This is a genomic window from Photobacterium panuliri (assembly GCF_059920555.1).
This window is the reverse complement of record NZ_CP197192.1, coordinates 240,974-258,257: the sequence shown is the minus strand read 5'-3', so window position 1 is coordinate 258,257 and position 17,284 is coordinate 240,974. Positions and strand designations below refer to the sequence as shown.

The 17,284-nt window shown below is 59.3% G+C and carries 18 protein-coding genes; 12 read left to right on the top strand and 6 right to left on the bottom strand.

The genetic code is table 11. The features are described from left to right. Position 1 precedes the first annotated feature (1 nt). The gene (locus ACSF8X_RS01320; RefSeq protein WP_047877743.1) at positions 2–556 is read left to right on the top strand and encodes a cytochrome c oxidase assembly protein; all 555 of its coding nucleotides are present in this window, start codon (positions 2–4) and stop codon (positions 554–556) included. 9 nt (positions 557–565) lie between these two features. After that, positions 566–1,480 carry a cytochrome c oxidase subunit 3 gene (locus tag ACSF8X_RS01315; RefSeq protein WP_047877744.1) on the top strand — a complete coding sequence of 305 codons (915 nt, stop codon included), beginning with the start codon at positions 566–568 and terminating at the stop codon, positions 1,478–1,480. Between the two features lie 5 nt (positions 1,481–1,485). On the opposite strand, the gene ACSF8X_RS01310 is transcribed toward ACSF8X_RS01315, so the two are convergent. Next, entirely contained in the window at positions 1,486–1,719 is a 234-nt protein-coding gene (locus ACSF8X_RS01310; RefSeq protein ID WP_500850533.1) for a DUF2909 domain-containing protein, read from the bottom strand. A 32-nt stretch (positions 1,720–1,751) separates the two neighbouring features. Here ACSF8X_RS01310 and ACSF8X_RS01305 point away from each other — a divergent pair, with 32 nt between their 5' ends. From ACSF8X_RS01305 to ACSF8X_RS01280, 6 genes are all read left to right on the top strand, one after another. After that, complete coding sequence (locus tag ACSF8X_RS01305) at positions 1,752–2,471, top strand: SURF1 family protein (protein ID WP_500850532.1); 720 nt, start codon at positions 1,752–1,754, stop codon at positions 2,469–2,471. Between the two features lie 12 nt (positions 2,472–2,483). Further along, the gene (locus tag ACSF8X_RS01300) at positions 2,484–3,029 is read left to right on the top strand and encodes a redox-active disulfide-containing membrane protein (RefSeq protein WP_500850530.1); all 546 of its coding nucleotides are present in this window, start codon (positions 2,484–2,486) and stop codon (positions 3,027–3,029) included. A gap of 19 nt (positions 3,030–3,048) precedes the next feature. Beyond that, the gene (locus ACSF8X_RS01295) at positions 3,049–4,092 is read left to right on the top strand and encodes a COX15/CtaA family protein (protein ID WP_500850529.1); all 1,044 of its coding nucleotides are present in this window, start codon (positions 3,049–3,051) and stop codon (positions 4,090–4,092) included. A gap of 68 nt (positions 4,093–4,160) precedes the next feature. Further along, entirely contained in the window at positions 4,161–5,093 is a 933-nt protein-coding gene (gene cyoE, locus ACSF8X_RS01290) for a heme o synthase (RefSeq protein ID WP_500850528.1), read from the top strand. Between the two features lie 109 nt (positions 5,094–5,202). After that, the gene (gene dinF, locus ACSF8X_RS01285; protein ID WP_500850527.1) at positions 5,203–6,540 is read left to right on the top strand and encodes an MATE family efflux transporter DinF; all 1,338 of its coding nucleotides are present in this window, start codon (positions 5,203–5,205) and stop codon (positions 6,538–6,540) included. 117 nt (positions 6,541–6,657) lie between these two features. Continuing rightward, complete coding sequence (locus tag ACSF8X_RS01280; protein WP_047877751.1) at positions 6,658–7,050, top strand: 3D domain-containing protein; 393 nt, start codon at positions 6,658–6,660, stop codon at positions 7,048–7,050. Positions 7,051–7,254: 204 nt separating this feature from the next. On the opposite strand, the gene nfuA is transcribed toward ACSF8X_RS01280, so the two are convergent. Both nfuA and ACSF8X_RS01270 read right to left on the bottom strand, forming a co-directional pair. Then, positions 7,255–7,833, bottom strand: a complete 579-nt coding sequence (nfuA, locus tag ACSF8X_RS01275) for a Fe-S biogenesis protein NfuA (RefSeq protein ID WP_047877752.1) — start codon at positions 7,831–7,833, stop codon at positions 7,255–7,257. A gap of 132 nt (positions 7,834–7,965) precedes the next feature. Then, the gene (locus ACSF8X_RS01270; RefSeq protein WP_500850526.1) at positions 7,966–8,661 is read right to left on the bottom strand and encodes a ComF family protein; all 696 of its coding nucleotides are present in this window, start codon (positions 8,659–8,661) and stop codon (positions 7,966–7,968) included. A gap of 38 nt (positions 8,662–8,699) precedes the next feature. On the opposite strand from ACSF8X_RS01270, the gene bioH reads away from it, so the two are divergent. Together bioH and ACSF8X_RS01260 are read left to right on the top strand one after the other, a co-directional pair. Next, complete coding sequence (gene bioH / locus ACSF8X_RS01265; RefSeq protein WP_500850525.1) at positions 8,700–9,479, top strand: pimeloyl-ACP methyl ester esterase BioH; 780 nt, start codon at positions 8,700–8,702, stop codon at positions 9,477–9,479. Positions 9,480–9,752: 273 nt separating this feature from the next. Next, the gene (locus ACSF8X_RS01260) at positions 9,753–10,199 is read left to right on the top strand and encodes a hypothetical protein (RefSeq protein ID WP_047877755.1); all 447 of its coding nucleotides are present in this window, start codon (positions 9,753–9,755) and stop codon (positions 10,197–10,199) included. 78 nt (positions 10,200–10,277) lie between these two features. Here ACSF8X_RS01260 and ACSF8X_RS01255 read toward each other — a convergent pair whose 3' ends face one another. Together ACSF8X_RS01255 and greB are read right to left on the bottom strand one after the other, a co-directional pair. Continuing rightward, positions 10,278–12,608, bottom strand: a complete 2,331-nt coding sequence (locus tag ACSF8X_RS01255) for a Tex family protein (RefSeq protein WP_500850524.1) — start codon at positions 12,606–12,608, stop codon at positions 10,278–10,280. Between the two features lie 83 nt (positions 12,609–12,691). Continuing rightward, the gene (greB, locus tag ACSF8X_RS01250; RefSeq protein ID WP_047877757.1) at positions 12,692–13,162 is read right to left on the bottom strand and encodes a transcription elongation factor GreB; all 471 of its coding nucleotides are present in this window, start codon (positions 13,160–13,162) and stop codon (positions 12,692–12,694) included. 359 nt (positions 13,163–13,521) lie between these two features. Between greB and ompR the strand changes: the two genes are divergently transcribed. Next, positions 13,522–14,241 (top strand): osmolarity response regulator transcription factor OmpR, encoded by a 720-nt coding sequence (gene ompR / locus ACSF8X_RS01245; RefSeq protein ID WP_047877758.1) that lies wholly within the window; start codon positions 13,522–13,524, stop codon positions 14,239–14,241. A gap of 3 nt (positions 14,242–14,244) precedes the next feature. Continuing rightward, positions 14,245–15,594, top strand: coding sequence for a two-component system sensor histidine kinase EnvZ (gene envZ / locus ACSF8X_RS01240; RefSeq protein ID WP_047877759.1), 1,350 nt, complete (start codon positions 14,245–14,247; stop codon positions 15,592–15,594). Between the two features lie 73 nt (positions 15,595–15,667). Here the strand turns inward: envZ and ACSF8X_RS01235 are convergent, their stop codons facing one another. Further along, entirely contained in the window at positions 15,668–17,038 is a 1,371-nt protein-coding gene (locus ACSF8X_RS01235; RefSeq protein ID WP_500850523.1) for a uracil-xanthine permease family protein, read from the bottom strand. Between the last annotated feature and the right edge of the window lie 246 nt (positions 17,039–17,284).

The following is a 17,284-nucleotide window of genomic DNA, read 5'->3' as shown; positions in this document are numbered from 1 at the left end:
TATGGCCGATCAGACCCCCAAATCTCCCGCTGGCCGCCGGACCTTCTGGTCTCTGGTTCTGGCATCGGTTGCCATGTTCGGTTTTGCCTTTGCTTTGGTCCCGCTCTACGACGTGTTTTGTGACATCACGGGGATCAACGGCAAGACGGCGGATACCGAGGCGGCCGCCAGTGAGCGTGTCGATCGCAGCCGGGCGATCACGGTGGAGTTCGTCGCCTATATCAACCCCGGGGTGTCATGGGAGTTCGAGCCTGAGGTGACCACGCTGGTGGTCCATCCGGGGCAGACCCATACGATTAACTACCGGGCTCGCAATCTGTCGCAGGCCAGCAGCGTTGGGCAGGCTGTTCCGTCGGTCAGTCCGGGGCTCGGAGCCCAGTATTTCAACAAGATCGAATGCTTCTGCTTTAACCACCAACCGCTTGAGGGCGGCGAGAGCGCCTCGCTGCCACTGATTTTTTACGTCGACCCTGAACTGCCGTCCGATATCACGACCCTGACGCTGGCTTACACCCTGTACAGCGCCAAGGCGGATCCCGCGGTAAAAACCCAATGAGGCTGAATCATGGCAAATCCTTATACCGAGCATGACCAGACCCTTCCTCCCGAGCAGCATCCGGCCCCCGAGCCCTACTACGTGCCCGAGGCGAGTGCCTGGCCGATAGTGGGAGCGGTGGCGCTGTTCCTGATCGCGATGGGGGCGGGGGCAACCGTGGGCAATTTGTTTGGCGGGCAGGGCCCCTGGCTGCTGCTCGGCGGGGTCGGCCTGTTGCTGATTATGCTGGCGGGGTGGTTCCGTGACGTCATCCATGAGTCGATGGGGGGGCTGTACAGCCAGCAGATGGATCGCTCTTTCCGCCAGGGGATGAGCTGGTTCATTTTCTCCGAGGTCATGTTTTTCGCCGCCTTTTTCGGGGCGCTGTTCTATGTTCGGATGATCGCCGTGCCTTGGTTGGGCGGTGCCGGTAACAATGAGATGACCCAGGCCGTGTTGTGGCCGGAATTTATTGCCCACTGGCCCTTGGTCAAAACCCCGGCCGGTGGTGAAACGCAAGCGATGGGCCCGCTGGGGCTGCCGTTGTATAACACCCTGATCCTGCTGACGTCCTCGGTCACCATCCATATTGCCCATACCGCGCTGGAGCAAGGCAACCGGCCCCGGCTGACGCTGTTCCTGCTCCTGACTGTGCTGCTCGGTAGTCTGTTTGTCTACCTGCAGGGGGTGGAGTATATCCATGCTTACCGGGACATGGGGTTGACGCTGGATGCGGGGACGTACGGCAATACCTTCTTCATGCTGACGGGGTTCCACGGCCTTCATGTGACCTTGGGGACAGTGATTTTGTTTATTATCTGGCTGCGGGTTTTGCGCGGACACTTCACCCCTGAGAAGCATTTCGCCTTTCAGGCCGGGGCGTGGTACTGGCACTTTGTTGACGTGGTGTGGCTCGGCCTGTTTGTGTTTGTCTATATCCTGTGAGGAACTCAGTATGGGCGTGGGTTCGGGGTGATATAACCGCTGGCCAGCGCCAATAGCAGCAGGGCAAAAAGGACAACGGAAATGGCAATCCGCCAGCCGAGATAGCGCGACATCCTCGGTGTTTTGGGGTCAGCCTTGCTGCCGGAGTCGCTTCCGCTCTTGAGCATCATCGGCAAGGCGCGGAACAGATTGAGGATGATAAAAGCAAGCAGGATCACAAGCAGGGCTTTTAGCAGCATAGTTCGACTCCCATAGTTCGACTCCGGAGGGGATGGTTGTTACTAGAAGTGTAGGTGCAACGACGGGGAGAGGGATGCGCAGAATTGGTTTTGTGATCTTTACGGTGGCGGTGCTGGCGACCTTGGTCAAGCTGGGGATGTGGCAGATATCAAGGGCGCAGGAGAAGGAGAGCCTCGGGCATGCCTTGGACTTTCGTAGTGAGCAGATGTACTACAGCCTGGCCAGTCTGCCGCCTGACCCCCGTTGGTACAGCCTTACCTTGCGGGGGCACTTCGATCACAGCCGTGCCCTGCTGCTCGATAACCAGATCTACCGGGGGCGGGTCGGCTACCATGTCCTTTATCCGTTTGACGTCGAGGGGCAATGGTTGCTGGTGAACCTCGGGTGGATCCCGGCACCGGCCTACCGCGAGCAGATGCCGGTGTTGCCCGAGCACCACGGGGAGGTGCTGGTGAGCGGAATTATCGCCCCGCCATCTAGCCTGCTTGAGCTCTCCCCCGAGACATTGGAAGACAGTTACCCGTTGCGGGTGCAGAACCTCAATACCGGGGCGCTTAGCATGCACATGGGGCTGGTGCTCCAGCCCTGGATATTGCAAATCGACCCGCAGAGCCCGGTGGCCTTGGAGCAGACATGGACGCCGGTGGTAATGGGGCCGCACAAGCATTATGCCTATGCTTTGCAGTGGTTCTTGATGGCGGTGGCCGTGAGCGGTCTGGCGCTGTGGTGGCTGCGGCGAGGCAAGACCTAGAGGGAGCGAATAATGAAGGGAAAAACAGCCTTGGTGCTGATGTTGCTGGTATTTGTCCTGCCGGTGGGGCTGGCCAAGTTGATCCTTGATTTGAACTGGTATCAGGGCGGGGTGACCAATCGCGGGCACCTGCTCGAGCAGCCGCTGAGTGCGGCATGGTTGGCGGAGGCGGAGCAGTGGAAGCTAGTCTACCTGATGCCGGAGCAGTGTGATGCGCGCTGCCAGGGTGCCTTGTTCAACCTGCGGCAGATCCCACAGGCGATGGGGGCCGGCAAGACGCGGGTAGGGAGCGTCTTGTTGGTTGGTTCACTGGAATTAGCACAGGCAGACGTGGAGCAGAAACAGTTGGCCGGGGTGCGGCTTGAGCTGGCTCGGGACGATCAGCTTGATGTGTTCCGCCATCTAGAATTTGGCGGTGAGGCCATTTATATCGCAGATCCGCTTGGTAATGTGATGATGGCGTACCCGTTGGTGAGCGGCAAGGCAGAAATATTGGCACAGGGCAAGGACGTGCTGCGCGATCTCAAGCGGCTGCTGAAAGTCTCGAAGATAGGGTGACTGGGGGGAGGAATTGGCAATGGATGGATTCAAGCGTTTGGTGAGTATCACCTTTCTTCTCGCCTTGGTGGTCATTGCACTCGGGGCATACACCCGCCTGACAGAGGCTGGGTTGGGGTGCCCAGACTGGCCCGGCTGTTACGGTTTTGCCGGGGTGCCGGAGACTGCGGCCGATCAGCAATTGGCACAGGTTCGCTTTCCCGATGCCCCTATCGATTTGGCAAGGGCATGGAATGAGATGATCCACCGCTATGTTGCGGGCACCTTGGGATTGCTGATTCTGGCTATCAATATCATGGCCTGGCGCCAACCGGGGTTGCCGCGTCGTTTGCCGGCAATGCTGCTGGTGCTGGTGGTGTTTCAGGCCGTGCTGGGAATGTGGACGGTGACCATGGCGCTGATGCCTGTGGTGGTTATGGGGCATTTGCTCGGTGGTTTTACGACGGCTTCCCTGCTGCTGCTGTTGCGACTCAGGCTGGCCCCCCGATCTGTTCCCTCTATGCTGTCTGCGTCGGCCCCGGGTAAGGGGCTACAGTTGCTGGCGGCTTTGGGGTTGGTGATTGTGGTGGGTCAGGTTGCCTTGGGAGGCTGGACTGCGGCTAATTACGCTGCGGTGGTGTGTACCCAGCTGCCGTTTTGCGAGGTGGACTGGCAGCAGCAATTCGACGTGACGGCCTTCCGCCTGATCCAGCCAGAGCATGACAGCTACCAGTACGGGGTGCTCGATTACGCCCAGCGGGTGTCGATCCATGTTACCCACCGGATCGGGGCGGTGGTGACGGCGGCGGTGCTGCTCCTGCTCGCCGCCGGGTTATGGCGACGCCCCAGCCTGCGGCGCTGGTCCGTGGCGTTGGTGGCGGTGCTGGGGCTGCAGGTTGCCCTCGGGATCACCAATGTGGTGGCTAGCCTGCCATTGGCTGTTGCCGTTGCCCATAATGTTACCGGGCTGGCATTGGTCCTGCTGTTGGTGGCGGCGAATTATCAGCTGTACCGGATGGGATCGCGCTGGTCCCTCCGGGCCTCGTGGCCGCGTCCTGTCGGGACGATAGGGCGGCGGGGATAGAGTCTGTGTTGTCCGGCCCATAAGGGGCTGGGCTGACAAGGTATAGGAAGCAAGGGAGGGCGCGAGCAATGGCTAAATTGACACTGGCCGCCAAGGGCGGGATGAAATCGTCGTCCGGGGTGGCGAGAAAACGGATCTGGCAAGATTACCTAACCATGACCAAGCCCAAGGTCGTGGCGATGCTTCTGCTTACGGCGCTCGTCGGGATGTGTCTGGCAGTTCCGGGGATCCCGCCTGCCGAGGCGGTGGTGCTTGGCTTGTTGGGGATCGGCCTGCAATCGGCGGCGGCGGCGGCCTTCAACCATGTGCTGGATCGCCGGTTCGATGCCCAGATGGCCCGTACCCACCACCGTCCCGTGGCCAAGGGGCGGGTAACGACCGGCCGGGCGGTGGCGTTCGCGTCGGTGCTGATGGTGGCCGGTTTTGCCCTGCTGTGGCAGCTTAACGCATTGACCGCTTGGCTGACACTGGCCAGTTTGGTGGGGTATGCGCTGGTCTATACGGTGTGGCTCAAGCATGCCACGCCGCAGAATATCGTGATCGGCGGACTGGCCGGGGCCGCGCCGCCACTGTTGGGCTGGACCGCGGTCACAGGGCAGCTCGACCCGCATGCATTGCTGCTGGTGATGCTGGTGTTCACCTGGACGCCCCCCCATTTCTGGGCGTTGGCGATCCACCGCAGGGATGACTATGCCAAGGCTGGGATCCCGATGCTGCCGGTTACTCACGGGATCGGCTTCACCAAGACCATGGTGCTGCTCTATACCGTGATGCTGGTGATGGTCGGGCTGCTGCCCTGGTTGACCGGGATGAGCGGGTGGCTGTATCTGGCGGGCAGTACCTTGCTCAATGTCGGCTTTGTCGGTTATGCCCTGAAACTGAAATTTGCCGATCAGCCCGGCCATGCCTGGGCTACGTTCAAATATTCTATCTGGCACTTGCTGGGGTTGTTTGTGGTGTTGTTGGCCGACCACTGGCTGATGGGCCTGCTTGGACCCTGATAGGCTTGCCGTCCTACGCTCTTCGCCCCGGCTCGATTGCCGGGGCTTTTTATTTTCCCCGTGAGGCCGGATAATCGTATTGTGTGATTGCCAGCTGAATGAGGTTACTGTGCTGACTGCTTTGCGAGACCGAACACTACACCGTCAGGTATTTGCCTTGGCGCTGCCGATGGTGCTATCGAATATTACCGTCCCCCTGCTGGGATTGGTTGATGCGGCAGTGATTGGGCATCTGGATTCGGCATGGTATCTCGGCGGGGTGGCTGTCGGCGGCACCATGATCAACGTGACGTTCTGGCTGCTGGGCTTTTTGCGGATGGCGACCACGGGCTTGAGCGCCCAGGCATTCGGTGCCGGTGACAAGGATGCCCAAGCCGGGGTGTTCGTGCAAGGGCTGGCCCTGGCGTGGCTGTTGGCGCTTTTGCTGGTGGCTTTCCATCAGCCGGTGGCGGGCTGGATATTCCAGTTCAGCGAGGCCAGCGACGCGGTCAAAACCTATGCCTCCCAGTATTTCTCTATCCGGATCTGGGGGGCCCCGGCGGCATTGGCCAATTTTGTCATTATGGGGTGGTTGCTCGGCACCCAGAATGCCAGACGCCCGATGTGGCTGCTCATTATCACCAACGTCGCCAATATCGTGCTGGACATACTGTTCGTGATCGGTTTCGGTTGGAAGGTGCAGGGGGCGGCATTGGCCTCGGTGCTGGCAGAATACAGCGGCCTGATTTTGGGCCTGTGGTTCGTTTCTCGGCATTGGCTGGCCCATGCCCTGCCGGCTTGGCGCGAGAAGCTGGGGTCGGTGAGCAATGGGATGGGGCGGCTGCTCCGCCTAAACCGAGATATTTTCCTGCGCAGCTTGTGCCTGCAATTGGCGTTTACCTTCATGACCTTCCAAGGGGCAACGCTGGGGGACGACACCGTGGCGGCCAATGCCGTACTCATGAGTTTCCTGATGCTGGTGTCCTATGCGATGGACGGTTTTGCCTATGCGATGGAGGCGATGGTCGGTAAGGCAATCGGTGCCCGCAGCCGCGGCGAGCTAGGCCGGACCCTGATCGGCACGACGTTCTGGAGTCTGGTGATATCCGTGCTGATGACGCTGGTGTTTGTTCTGTTCGGCAGCCAGATCATTGCCCTTATTTCCGATATTCCTGCCGTCAGGGAAGAGGCCGCGCGTTACCTGCCGTGGCTATCGGCAGTGCCGCTGGTGGCCATGTGGTGCTTCTTGCTTGACGGGGTGTTTATCGGTGCCACTCGCGGACGCGAGATGCGAAATAGCATGTTTGTTGCAACCTCTTGTTTCTTCATAGTTTGGTGGCTGTTTTCAGAGTGGGGGAACCATGCCTTGTGGGCGGCTATGCTTTGTTTCTTGGCGATGAGGGGGCTGGCGCTGGCGGTAATATTTGCTTACCAATGGCAGAAAAATATTTTTCTTGAATCCTGTTAGTACAAACAGGGAGTTAGGATTTTATCCTAATGTCTGGTGGTTTTTTCGGCAAAAAAAACTACCCAAGCCTATATCGATCTGGTTAAATTGCGACCACTTTGAAATAGGGGAGAGTCGATGAAAAAGGCAATAATCGCATTTGTTGTCGCGGTAATGACACTGAGTTGGGCACTGCCGGCAGCGGCGGGAATCCAGGGCAAGAGCTACAAAGTAACCGCGACAGCGTATAACTCGTTGCGGGCCCAGACCAACTCCAACCCGAGCATTGCGGCTTGGGGCGATCGGCTAAAGCCGGGGATGAAAGCCATTGCGGTCTCCCGTGATTTGTTGGGACGAGGCTTCAAACGCGGTACCCGCGTCAAGATTTCCGGGCTGCCGGGTGAGTACGTGGTGTTGGATAAAATGAACAAGCGCTGGCGCAATAAAATTGATATCTACATGGGTAAAAACGTTCAGGCGGCCCGTAACTGGGGACGCCGTCATGTGACCATTACGGTGGTGAAAGCCTGACAAAGGGAACCTGAAAACATAACGGCTTTGCGTCAGTTCTGGCGTGCTAAGAGTCGCTATATTTTCAGATTGCAGTTTGACCGGACACCCGCCTCGAGCGGGTGTTTTGGTATTTGGCGTGAATGTTATTCATGCCCAGCGGTATAAAAAACGGGAGCCTCGAGGCTCCCGTTTGTGTTTCTTGTGGTTATAGCTGGGCGGACGTTAGTAGTAAGAGTGCTCGCCGCGGGCATGCTCGGTAATGTCACGAACGCCAGTCAGCTCGCCCTGGAATTGTGCCAGAAGCTCTTTTTCGATCCCTTCTTTCAGGGTCACGTCAACCATCGAACAGCCGTTGCAACCGCCGCCGAACTGAAGGATGGCAATACCGTCCTCGGTGATTTCTGACAGCGAAACGTGGCCGCCGTGGCCAGCTAGCTGTGGGTTGACCTGAGTCTGAATCACGTAGTCGACACGTTCCATCAACGGTGCATCGTCAGCGACCTTGCGCACTTTGGCATTTGGCGCTTTCAGGGTCAGCTGCGAGCCCATCTTGTCGGTGACGAAGTCAATTTCCGCATCTGCCAGAAACGGCAGGCTCAGCTCATCGACAAAAGCTGAAAATAGGTCGAAATCGATTTTTGTGTCCGTGGCCTCTACCGCTTCTGGCGGGCAGTAGGAAACACCGCACTCAGCGTTTTGCGTACCAGGGTTCACCACGAACACTCGGATATTGGTGCCTTCCGGCTGTTGGGCCAAAAGCTTGCCGAAGTGTTGTTGAGCAGCTTCAGAAATAGTAATCATAGACACGACGTAATACCTGACTTAATTAGTAAGATTAATTTTATTCTACTCTGAGATGGCCTTTCTATCACCCCTTAATCGTTGTAACTATGATTTTGGTACGGGTTCAGGTGAGTTTTCACCAATATTCCCTCAGCGGATGGCGGGGGTGTGGCAGAGGCAGTAGATATCAATACGCTCGACGCCTTGGCCCCGCAGCAAAACACAAAGGGCCGAGAGGGTACTGCCGGTGGTGACGACGTCGTCGACCAGGGCAACGTGGCGTGGAAGCCTTGCATTGTTCAGGGCAAAGGCGTGGCTCAGGTTGTGGCGGCGCTCGGTCTTGGTCAGCAGGCGTTGGTAGGGGGTATGGCGAATCCGGCGAATGGCCCCGGGGAGGCACTGGCTGCCGAGTGTGTTAGCAAGGGGCTGGGCGATCAGGGTACTTTGGTTGAAGCCTCGGCTGAGGTGGCGCAGGGGATGGAGCGGTACCGGGAGCAGAACCGGGGCCGGTGCGGTAATTTGGGGTGCCAGCGCCAAGGCCAGCGGTTTGGCGAGCCAGAAGTGGCGGCGGAATTTGAGCTGGCGGATCAGCTGGTCGAGCGGGAAGCGGTATTCGCCGAGCCGGTAGAGGCGCTGCCACGGCGGGGGATCGCGAAGGCAGGCGCCGCAATAGGGGGTTGTGTGGTGATGGGTTGCCCCGCAGTGTTGGCAGTAGGGGAGCTCGGCAAACCGGGCCCGGCAGTCTGGGCACCAGTAGGCGTGCGGCGGCGGGGTCGGCAATTGGCAGAGCTGGCAGCGGTGCGACTGGCGCAGAAAGTTGGCGATGGCGGGGAATGGCGATAACATTCTGGTTCTCTTGCGGCAATGACATGAAGGAAGTGTAAATGACAGCCAAGCTACATTGGGAAACTTACGGCCAGGGTTCCGATCTGGTTCTCATTCACGGTTGGGGGATGAACGGGGCCGTATGGCAATCGATGCTTCCTGTATTGGCCGAGCATCACAAGGTTCATGTGGTGGATCTTCCCGGCTATGGCCATAGCCAGCCTTTCCCGTCACAAGCATTGCCTGAGATTGCCAAGACCGTGCTGGCATCGGCGCCGCCATCGGCCGCTTGGCTCGGCTGGTCATTGGGGGGACTTGTTGCCACCGAGGCCGCCCTGCAGGCCCCGGAGCGTGTGAGCCGGCTGGTGACGGTCGCCAGTTCCCCGTGTTTCGCTGCCTCGGAAGGGTGGCGCGGGATCAAGCCCGAGGTGCTGGTGGATTTTCGCCATCAGCTGAGGGACGATTTCAAGGGGACGGTCGAGCGCTTCATGGCTTTGCAGGCAATGGGCAGCCCGTCGGCAAGACGTGATATCAAGCAGCTCAAGGACCATGTGCTGTCAAGGCCGGCGCCGTGCCCGGATGCCCTTGCCGGGGGGCTGAATATTTTGGCTGACGAGGATCTGCGAGCTCGGGTTGCGGACGTCAAGCAGCCCTGGTTGCGGGTTTACGGTCGCCTCGACGGTCTGGTTCCGGTTAAGGTGGCGGCGGATACCGATCTGCTGGCCCCGTTGTCACAGAGCCATGTGCTGGGCAAGGCATCCCATGCCCCGTTTGTTTCCCACCCTGATGCCTTTTTGGAAGCTGTGCTGCCATTTTTGGTGACGGGCCGCGCGGCGTAGCAGATGAGCGGGAAATTGCATGGTAAGGTTTAAACTTTACGTGCATTCTGTCGATATAGTTGAAGACGGGATTTGCCCTTACTGATAGAGATTCATCATGACAATTGGACAGCTCACCTCGGGGGGCTCAGATAGCCTGACGAGTCTGCCGCAGCATATCTGCGGTGGGAACGGTTGCAACTGTATTGTCGGCCATTGTGCAGCGGTGTGCTCTCCCCCCGTATCCCTGACGGCATTCGGTGTAGTGGCTAACCATGGGGGGAGGGCTGTGACATGCTGGTAACCCCCGCGCACGTAGGTGCACCCAACTTGGCACCGTCGGTCAATCCGCCCACCGAGCAGGCGGCACGGGATAATCGCGTCCGGAAGAAGATCACCCCGCCTAGCGAAATGGTGGCGGCGAACCGCCAGCGGCCGCTTGGCAGTGAAGAGAAAAACCGCCGTCAGGCGATTAAAGAGGAGCTGGCCGATTCCAAGGGGAACAGCCATGTTATTCGTTACAGCGAAGAGCTGGAGCGGATCATCAAGCAGCTCTCTGCCGGAAGTTACCTGCCGGAGTCCTCCAGCCTTGGCTATAGCATGCACATCAAGCTGCCGCGAGAATTGCTCGAGGCGCTTGCCACCATCAGCGAAGCCGAACGGACCAAAGGGGTGGTAACCCATAAATATGCCCTGTCGACTATCCCCAATCCGCCGAATGACTATGTGGTTGTGATTTGAGCGGAGATGAAAAGCCAGCAAGAAAAAAGCGAGTGCCAGGCACTCGCTTTTTCGTCTCTGGGCTTCAGTTACGCCCGGTTATTTCTTCTTGGCATTGGCAAAGGCCGCGGCAAAGGCACCGCCCATCGCATTGCCGCCGTTGTCCTGCTGGCGAGGAGTGCTCTGGCGTGGCGAACGGTTGCTGCCGGCTGCCGGACGCGGCTCTTGGGCCTTGCGGGCTGGCTTGTCCTGTCCCGGCTCGTCGCCAAGGCGCATGGACATACCGATGCGGTTGCGCTGCAGATCCACTTCCATCACTTTCACCTTGACGATATCACCCGCCTTGACCACCTCGCGCGGATCGGAGACGAACTTGTCCGACAGCGCCGAGATATGGACTAGGCCATCTTGGTGAACGCCGACATCGACGAAGGCACCGAAGTTGGTGACGTTGGTGATCACCCCTTCCAGTACCATGCCCGGGATCAGATCCTTCACCTCGTTGACGCCATCGGCAAAGGTCGCGGTCTTGAACTCGGGACGCGGGTCGCGGCCTGGCTTGTCGAGCTCGCCGATAATATCGGTCACGGTTGGCAGGCCGAATTGCTCGTCGGTATAGTCGGCGGCCTTGAGGCCGCGCAGGAATTCGCTGTTGCCGATAATCGCATCAAGCGGCTTGCCGTTGGCTGCCGCGATGTTCTTGACCACTGCATAGGATTCCGGGTGTACCGCGGAGCTGTCGAGCGGGTTCTTGCCGCCCATGATCCGGAGGAAGCCGGCACACTGTTCGAAGGCCTTTGGCCCAAGGCGCGAGACTTTCTTGAGGGTGGTGCGGCTGTCGAAGCGGCCGTTTTCATCGCGGTAGTTAACGATGTTCTGGGCGATGGTCGGGTTGAGGCCTGCCACGCGGGTCAGCAGGGCCGGCGAGGCCGTGTTGACGTCAACGCCGACGGCGTTCACGCAGTCTTCCACCACCGCATCGAGGCGCTTGGCCAGCATGCTCTGGCTGACGTCGTGCTGGTATTGGCCGACCCCGATCGATTTCGGGTCGATTTTCACCAGCTCAGCCAGCGGATCCTGCAGGCGGCGGCCGATAGACACCGCCCCGCGCAGCGATACGTCGAGGTTAGGGAATTCATTGGCGGCCAGCTCGGAAGCCGAATAAACAGAGGCTCCGGCCTCGCTGACCATCACGCTCTGGATCTTCAGGTTGTTGGCCTTGAGCAGGGCGGCGACGAAGCTGTCGGTCTCGCGCGAGGCCGTGCCGTTGCCGATGGCGATCAGATCGACATGGTGCTTGTTGAGCAGTGCCAGTACGGTGGCCTCAGCCTCTGCCACCCGCGCCTTGGCGGTATGCGGGTAGATCGTCGCGGTGTCGAGTAGCTTGCCGGTGGCATCGACCACGGCGACCTTACAGCCTGTCCGCAGGCCCGGGTCAAGGGCAAGGGTCACACGTGGGCCCGCCGGTGCGGCCATCAGCAGATCTTTCAGGTTGTCGGCAAACACCTGCATCGCGCCGTCTTCGGCCTTCTCGCGCAGGGCGGCCATCAGCTCGGTTTCCATGTGCATCAGGATCTTGATCCGCCATGCCCAGCTGATCACCTGCTTGCGCCAGCTGTCGGCAGGCTGGGTACCCAGCGATACGCCGTAGTGCTCGGCGATCATCACCTCGCAGTAGGAGCCGCGGACATTTTCGTCCTGGCCGGGGTCGGCATTGAGCGACACCTGCAAAATTCCTTCGTTGCGGCCGCGGAACAGGGCCAGCGCACGGTGGGAGGGAATACGCTTAAGGGTTTCGTTGTACTCGAAGTAGTCCTTGAACTTGGCGCCTTCCTCTTCTTTGCCTGCCACTACGCGGGAGGTCAGTTCGGCATTGTTCTGCAGCTGGCGGCGGATTTTTTCCAGCAGTCCGGCATCTTCGGCAAAGCGTTCCATCAGGATAGCCCGGGCGCCGTCGAGTGCTGCCTTGGTATCGGTGATGCCCTTGTCGGCATCGACAAAGGCATCGGCGGCGTGCTCTGGCTGCTGGCCGGCGTTGTTCCACAGGCTGTCGGCCAGCGGCTCAAGGCCGGCCTCGATGGCGATCTGGCCCTTGGTGCGGCGCTTGGGTTTATAAGGCAGGTAGAGATCTTCGAGGCGCGTCTTGCTGTCGGCGGTGTTGATTGCCGCTTCTAGCTCGGCAGTCAGCTTGCCTTGTTCGGTAATCGATTTGAGGATCACCTGACGGCGGTCTTCCATCTCGCGCAGGTAGCCAAGGCGTGATTCCAGGGTACGCAGCTGGGTATCGTCCAGCCCGCCGGTTACTTCTTTACGGTAACGGGCGATGAAGGGTACCGTGTTGCCGTCATCAAGCAGGGTGATGGCTGCCGTGACTTGCTGCTGGCGCACCGCCAGTTCTTGGGCAATCGTCTGGTTGATCGTGTTGCTCATTCCGTTGTATCTCATTTTGTCGTTGATAGCCCCATTCTACGGGGGAACGGGGCATAGGCAAGGTGTTGGGTGTCAGTACTGTGTCAGCGGTAGCGGATACTGTTGACGAACCATTCTTTGCGCCCGGCCGGGGTGTTGACCACGAAGTCGTCGTCGACTTCTTTTTTGAGCATGGCCCGGGCCATCGGCGAGTCGATGGAGATATAGTCATTGCGGCCGTAGATCTCGTCCGGCCCTACGATGCGGAACTGGAGGGTATCGCCGGCATCGTTTTCGATTTCGACCCAGGCCCCGAAGAACACCTTGCCGTCCTGCTGCGGCGAGTAGTCAACGACCTGAACCTGTTCGAGGCGCTTGCGCAGGTAGCGCACCCTCCGGTCGATTTCGCGCAGGCGTTTTTTGTTGTACTGGTAATCGGCATTCTCCGAACGATCACCCAGGCTGGCGGCCCAGGTCACCTTTTTGGTCACCTCCGGACGATCTTCCTTCCACAGGAAATCGAGCTCTTGCTTGAGCTTGTCGTACCCTTCGCGGGTGATCAGGTTGGTTTTCATGGTTCGGTCCGGCTCCTGAGAGGTTGATGAAAGCTGAACAGCTCGGTCATGGCGGTTATCCTCCTGCGGGACGAGGCCAAGATCAAGGGTTTACGCTAACATCCGGTATTGTTTTGGATAGTTCTTTGAATTTAGGTTAGTTTATGGGGAAAAGGAAAGATTTTTGGCCCGCTGCTTCCCCGCTTGGCAATGTGGCGAGAGCCTCGGTACGGACATACTCAGTAACAATTTTGCTTCTGTTTTGGCGGCAAAATTCAGCTACCCGCTGGGTCGCTCAAGTACACTAGCTACAGTTTTGACAGATACCGTTTTAACAGAGACAGTTTCGATAGAACCTGTCTATGCAAGTAAGGTGAACTATGCAGGAAAATTATAAGATTCTGGTTGTGGATGATGACATGCGCCTGCGCGCGCTGCTTGAGCGTTACCTGTCCGAGCAGGGCTTTCAGGTGCGCAGTGTAGCCAACGGCGAGCAGATGGATCGTCTGCTGTCGCGGGAGAACTTCCACCTGATGGTGCTTGACCTGATGCTGCCGGGCGAAGACGGCCTGTCGATCTGCCGCCGCCTGCGCAATGCCAACAACATGCTGCCGATCCTGATGCTGACAGCCAAGGGCGACGAGGTCGACCGGATTGTCGGGCTGGAAGTCGGTGCCGATGATTACCTGCCAAAGCCGTTCAATCCTCGTGAGCTGTTGGCCCGTATCCGTGCGGTGCTGCGTCGCCAGACTGTCGAAGCCCCGGGTGCGCCGAGCGTCGAGAGCAAGGTGATTGAGTTTGGCGAGTTCCGCCTCAACCTCGGCACCCGCGAGATGTTCCGTGGCGAGGAGCCGATGCCGTTGACCTCGGGTGAGTTTGCCGTGCTCAAGGCACTGGTGACCAACGCCCGCGAGCCGATGTCGCGCGACAAGCTGATGAACATGGCTCGTGGCCGAGAATATTCGGCGATGGAGCGTTCCATCGATGTCCAGATCTCCCGTCTGCGCCGGATGGTCGAGGAGGATCCGAGCCGTCCGCGCTATATCCAGACGGTCTGGGGCTTGGGTTACGTGTTCGTGCCGGATGGCAGTGAGGCGTAAGCCATGCGACTATCTCCACGCAGTACGTTCACCCGAACTTTGATTCTTCTCGCTGGCTTGCTGATTGCAAGCCAGATTTTTTCCTACCTTGCGGTTTTGAACTACGCCCTGCTGCCCAGCCTGCAGCAGTTCAACCGGATCCTCGCCTACGAAGTCCGGCTGATGCTTAAGGAAGATGTCGAGCTGGCCGATGGCAATACTTTCCACCTTGATACCCCGCTGCGCCGCCAGTTGCTCGAGCAGCTCGGGGTGACCCTGCATGCCGAGGACGGCACTGATCCGGTCCATGACGAGGAGCTCAGGGAGTACGCCAAGGCGACGGAAGTCGAGTATCTTAGCGAAGAGATGAGCAGCGAGCTGGGCTCGCCGACTCAGGTCAGGCTGGTGTTGGGCACCGACAGTTACGTGCTGTGGCTCAAGAGCGAGGCGATACCGGGCTACTTGATGCGGATCCCGCTGTCGGAGTTGCAGGAGGACGATTTCTCGCCGCTGTTCCACTACAGCTTGATTATCGCCTTCATGGTGATTGCCGGTGGCTGGCTGTTCATCCGGATCCAGAACCGGCCGCTGGTGGCCCTCGAGCAGGCGGCCTTGCAGGTTGCCCGGGGCGAGACCCCGCCGGTGCTGCCCGAGCGCGGGGCCTCGGAAATCCGTGCGGTGACCAAGGCGTTCAACAAGATGGCGGCGGGGATCAAGCAGCTTGAGGATGACCGGGCTTTGCTGATGGCCGGGGTCAGCCATGATTTGCGTACCCCGTTGACCCGGATCCGGTTGGCGACCGAGATGATGTCGCCCGAGGACGGCTATCTGGCCGAGAGCATGATCAAAGATACCGAGGAGTGTAACGAGATCATCAGCCAGTTCATGGACTACCTCAAATCCACCAAGAAGCAGGCCGAGGAAGACATTTTTCTCAATGCCCTGTTGCAGGAGGTGGCGGAATCCGAGGGGGGCTACGAGCGCGAAATCGATCTGGCTCTGGGCGATATTCCCGGGGTGATATGTGCCAACGGCGTATCGATAAAGCGTTCGGTGGCCAATCTGGTGGTCAATGCGCTTCGCTATGGCAACGGCTGGGTCAGGATTTCCAGCGGTGCGACGGCCGACCGGAAAAGCGCGTGGTTCTGCGTCGAGGATGACGGCCCTGGGATCGAACCGTCTCAGGTTGCCAAGATGTTCCAGCCGTTGACCCGGGGCGATGCCGCGCGCGGGACGGATACCGAGGGTACCGGGCTGGGCTTGGCCATCGTCAAGCGGATTATCGACCAGCATGAAGGGACGATACAGGTTTCCAACCGGCGCGAGGGCGGGCTCAAGGTCCAGATCAGCCTGCCGTTGCTGGTGCGCAAGTAGCGTGAACCTAGTCATTGTCTGATATGAAAAACGGGAGCCTCGGCTCCCGTTTTTTTATGCCCGTTATTCACGCTTAGTCGCGCTCTTTCGGCAAGATCAGGTTGAGGATGATGGCGGTGATGCCGCCGGCCGCCATCCCTGAAGATAGGATGCTCTTGACGATATCCGGCATGAACTGGAGGATTTCCGGTTTCTGGGCGATCCCCAGTCCCATCGAGAACGACAGGGCCATGATCAGGATGGCGCGGCGGTCGAGCTTGCAGCGCGAGATAATGCGGACGCCTGAGGCGGCAATGGTGCCGAACATCACGATGGTAGCTCCGCCCAGTACCGGCTCGGGGATCAGCTGGACCAGATTGGCAACCCCGGGGAACAAGCCGAGCAGTACCAGCATGCCCGCGACGAAGTAGCCGATGTAGCGGCTGGCGACGCCGGTCAGCTGGATGATGCCGTTGTTCTGGCTGAAGGTGGAGTTCGGGAAGCTGTTGAGAATAGCGGCCACGGCGGAGTTGATGCCGTCGGCCAGTACCCCGCCTTTGATCCGTTTCATGTAGACCGGGCCGGCGACTGGCTGCTCGGAGGTTTCCGAGGTCGCGGTGATATCGCCGATAGCCTCGAGCGAGGTGATGGCAAAGACGATGATTAGCGGGAACAGCAGGCCCCAGTCAAACCCGAGGCCGTACTGCATCGGCAGCGGGATAGCGATGAAATCGGACTCGGCCATCCGGGTGGTGTCTACCATGCCCATGAGCGATGCCAGTAGGGTACCTGCCGCCATCGCGATGACAATCGACGAGACCCGCAGGTAAGGGTTCTTGACCCGGTTGAGCAGGACAATCAGGCCGAGCACGGTGCCGGCCAGCATTAGGTTGTCGAGGCTGCCGAAGGTGCCGCCCTCGATAGCAGCATAGCCGCCGCCCATCGATGTCAGGCCGATTTGGATTAGGGTCAGGCCGATCAGGGTTACCACGATCCCCGAGACCAGCGGGGTGATGACACGCTGGGCATGCTGGAGAACCCGAGAGATCAGCACTTCGGTCAGCGAGGCAAACAGGATAGTGCCGAAGATGGCCGCCATCATGGTCGGGATATCCGCGCCGCCTGCCTTGAGTGCGAGGCCAGCCCCGATAATCGGACCGAGGAAATTGAAGCTGGTTCCTTGGATGGACAGCAGCCCCGAGCCGACCGGGCCGAAGGTTCGGATTTGGATGAAAGAGGCAACGCCGGAGGCAAACAGCGACATGCTGACGATGGTGTTGGTATCGCTGGCTGGCAGGCCGAGGGCCTGGCAGATGATCAGCGAGGGGGTGATCACGGCGACGAACATCGCGAGTAGGTGCTGGGCGGCGGCAAACAGGGTCTGTGGCAGCGGCGGGCGGTCTTCGAGACGGTAGATCAGATCCGATTTCTGGGGTGTATCAATGGCACTGTGCTGGCGTGTCATGGCCGGTGGTTTCCTGATTGTTCGCCGGTATTCCCGTCTATCCGCGCTGAATGGGCGGTAGGGTGTGCAGGCCGGATAATGCTCTGTGATTGCTGTTAGTCAGATCCGGGCGATGCACCGAGAGTGGCGGTGGCTAGTTGGGTTGGCCGCTATTTTAGTGATCCACAACCAAAAAGCAAACGTTTGCGCTGTTTTTTATCAGTAGCACGAAGAAGGTGCGGAAGAGCCAACTGCCATAGGCAGCTG

Bases quoted from the DNA above. Each gene is read 5' to 3' on its own strand.
- cyoE (WP_500850528.1), top strand. From the start codon at position 4,161: ATGGCTAAATTGACACTGGCCGCCAAGGGCGGGATGAAATCGTCGTCC.
- ACSF8X_RS01295 (WP_500850529.1), top strand. From the start codon at position 3,049: ATGGATGGATTCAAGCGTTTGGTGAGTATCACCTTTCTTCTCGCCTTG.
- ACSF8X_RS01255 (WP_500850524.1), bottom strand. From the start codon at position 12,608: ATGAGCAACACGATCAACCAGACGATTGCCCAAGAACTGGCGGTGCGC.
- ACSF8X_RS01300 (WP_500850530.1), top strand. From the start codon at position 2,484: ATGAAGGGAAAAACAGCCTTGGTGCTGATGTTGCTGGTATTTGTCCTG.
- ACSF8X_RS01315 (WP_047877744.1), top strand. From the start codon at position 566: ATGGCAAATCCTTATACCGAGCATGACCAGACCCTTCCTCCCGAGCAG.
- greB (WP_047877757.1), bottom strand. From the start codon at position 13,162: ATGAAAACCAACCTGATCACCCGCGAAGGGTACGACAAGCTCAAGCAA.
- ACSF8X_RS01320 (WP_047877743.1), top strand. From the start codon at position 2: ATGGCCGATCAGACCCCCAAATCTCCCGCTGGCCGCCGGACCTTCTGG.
- ompR (WP_047877758.1), top strand. From the start codon at position 13,522: ATGCAGGAAAATTATAAGATTCTGGTTGTGGATGATGACATGCGCCTG.
- ACSF8X_RS01260 (WP_047877755.1), top strand. From the start codon at position 9,753: ATGCTGGTAACCCCCGCGCACGTAGGTGCACCCAACTTGGCACCGTCG.
- ACSF8X_RS01305 (WP_500850532.1), top strand. From the start codon at position 1,752: ATGGTTGTTACTAGAAGTGTAGGTGCAACGACGGGGAGAGGGATGCGC.
- ACSF8X_RS01270 (WP_500850526.1), bottom strand. From the start codon at position 8,661: ATGTTATCGCCATTCCCCGCCATCGCCAACTTTCTGCGCCAGTCGCAC.
- bioH (WP_500850525.1), top strand. From the start codon at position 8,700: ATGACAGCCAAGCTACATTGGGAAACTTACGGCCAGGGTTCCGATCTG.
- envZ (WP_047877759.1), top strand. From the start codon at position 14,245: ATGCGACTATCTCCACGCAGTACGTTCACCCGAACTTTGATTCTTCTC.
- ACSF8X_RS01280 (WP_047877751.1), top strand. From the start codon at position 6,658: ATGAAAAAGGCAATAATCGCATTTGTTGTCGCGGTAATGACACTGAGT.
- ACSF8X_RS01310 (WP_500850533.1), bottom strand. From the start codon at position 1,719: ATGCTGCTAAAAGCCCTGCTTGTGATCCTGCTTGCTTTTATCATCCTC.
- ACSF8X_RS01235 (WP_500850523.1), bottom strand. From the start codon at position 17,038: ATGACACGCCAGCACAGTGCCATTGATACACCCCAGAAATCGGATCTG.
- nfuA (WP_047877752.1), bottom strand. From the start codon at position 7,833: ATGATTACTATTTCTGAAGCTGCTCAACAACACTTCGGCAAGCTTTTG.